The sequence below is a fragment of the Actinosynnema sp. genome, assembly GCF_052038725.1.
The window spans coordinates 1-2157 of record NZ_JBQGCX010001465.1 but is presented as its reverse complement, the minus strand read 5'-3'; the positions used below and the strand labels follow the sequence as shown (position 1 = coordinate 2157).

Sequence of the window (2157 nt, the reverse complement as noted above, 5' to 3'; positions counted from 1 at the left end):
GGGTCCTTGAAGGTGATCCACGGGTGCCCGGTCTCGAACAGCACCGTCAGCATCCGCCGCCACAGGTCGACCGCGCGCACCCTGCGGTGCACCCGGATCTCACCGCGGTCGGCGGCCTCCTCGTAGGCGCGGTACCGCTCGGCGAACGCCCTGCCGCACAGCTCGTGCAGGTCGGGGGTCTCGTCCGGGGAGAACAGCGTCCACTCCGCGTCCGCCTCGACCCGGCGCAGGAACTCGTCCGGCACCCAGTTCGCGGTGTTCATGTCGTGGGTGCGCCGCCGGTCGTCGCCGGTGTTCTTGCGCAGCTCCAGGAACTCCTCGACGTCGACGTGCCACGTCTCCAGGTACGCGCACGCCGCGCCCTTGCGCTTGCCGCCCTGGTTGACCGCGACCGCCGTGTCGTTGGCGATCTTCAGGAACGGCACGACGCCCTGCGACCGCCCGTTGGTGCCCTTGATGTGCGCGCCCATGCCGCGCACCGGCGTCCAGTCGTTGCCCAGGCCGCCGGAGTACTTGGCCAGCAGGGCGTTGTTGCGGTAGCCCCGGAAGATCGCGTCCAGGTCGTCGTCCACGGTGGTGAGGAAGCAGGACGACAGCTGCGGGCGGGTGGTGCCGGAGTTGAACAGGGTCGGGGTGGAGCACATGAAGTCGAACGAGGACAGCAGTTCGTAGAACTCGATCGCGCGCGCCTCGCGGTCGTCCTCGCGCAGCGCCAGGCCCATCGCGACGCGCATGAAGAACGCCTGCGGCAGCTCGTAGCGCACGCCGTCGTCGTGCAGGAAGTAGCGGTCGTACAGGGTCTGCATCCCGAGGAAGTCGAACGCCAGGTCCCGCTCGGGCCGGATCGCCCGCGCCAGGCGGGGCAGGTCGAACGCGCGCAGCTCGGGGTCGAGCCGGTCCACGGACACGCCCAGCTCCACGTACGCCGGGAAGTAGTCCGCGTAGGACATCTGCTCGCCGGTGGCCTCCACGGGCTGCCCCGCGACGTGGCTGAGCGCCTCGCGGCGGAGCTTGTCCAGCAGCAGCCGGGCCGAGGCGAACGAGTAGTCCGGCTCGGTCTCCACGAGGGTGCGGGCGGCCATGATCTGCGCGGTGGCCAGCTCGTCGGCGGTGATGCCGTCGTAGAGGTTGCGGCGGGTCTCGGCCAGGACGGTCTCGGCGCTGACGTCGGTCAGCCCGGCGCACGCCTCGGCCACGACGGCGGCGACGCGGTCCCAGTCCAGCGGCTTGACCTGCCCGTCCGGGTGGGTGACCCGGATGGTCGGGGCGGGCGCGCTCGCGGTGGCGGCGCGGGCCTTGGCGCGCTCCTCCCGGTAGAGCACGTACGCGCGGGCGACGGCGTGGTGGCCGCCGCGCATGAGCACCAGCTCGACCTGGTCCTGGATCTGCTCGACGTGCAGGGCCACGTCCGGCCGCACGTGCTTGCGCAGCGCGGCCTCGACCTGCCCGGTCAGCTCCTCCACCAGCGGGTGCAGCCGGGACGACGCGACCGCGCCGTCGCCCTCCACCGCCAGGAAGGCCTTGGTCATCGCCACCGAGACCTTGGTGGCGTCGAACGCAGACACCGCCCCGTCGCGGCGGACCACCCGAACCGGGGCCTTGGCGACAGCGGCGGGTGTGGTTGTGGTTGGCACAGCCCTCTCTCTCCTCGCGAGCCGGACACCGCCGGGGTGCTCGCGAGGAGGGCGCGCCGCAGCCGGGACGCGGGGGAACGCGCACGCCGGCTGTCCGCGAAGGCCCTCCCACGAGGCCCCGGACGAGCGCGCGCCGAAGGCGTCGGCGCGCGCGTCGACGGCAGGTCTTCGGACTCGCGGACACCCGGCGTTCCCACCGGACCTACTGGCCGTCGCTTCCCAGGCCCGGAACGGGCCCAGTGCTGTGTGACGGCGGTCGTTTCCACTCACCGCTGCGGGGCAGTCCCGGATTCCCACCGGGTTCCCTCTTGCCTCGCCGCCCCCTCGGGAGGGAGCGGCGAACCGCTGACGGGCGAGACACTACATGTTGTGGAGGGGCGTGGACGACACCCCCACATCGGCGCGTCGGGGCGGGGTGGGCAACACGCGAACCGGTGACGGAAAGTAGTGGAGTCATACCGCAAGCGTGATTAAATACAGAAGTAAAAAGTCTCGAAAAAATCGATAATTAATTTGTCAAAGT

The 2157-nt window shown here is 70.9% G+C and carries 1 protein-coding gene and 1 riboswitch; the gene reads right to left on the bottom strand.

Features of this window, described 5'->3' with window-relative positions; genetic code table 11:
- A partial coding sequence (locus ACTUAL_RS30950) for a ribonucleotide reductase N-terminal alpha domain-containing protein (protein WP_440902708.1) occupies positions 1–1634 on the bottom strand: 1634 nt, incomplete at its 3' end.
- A 142-nt stretch (positions 1635–1776) separates the two neighbouring features.
- A riboswitch (cobalamin riboswitch) is annotated at positions 1777–1996 on the bottom strand.
- Positions 1997–2157: the final 161 nt, after the last annotated feature.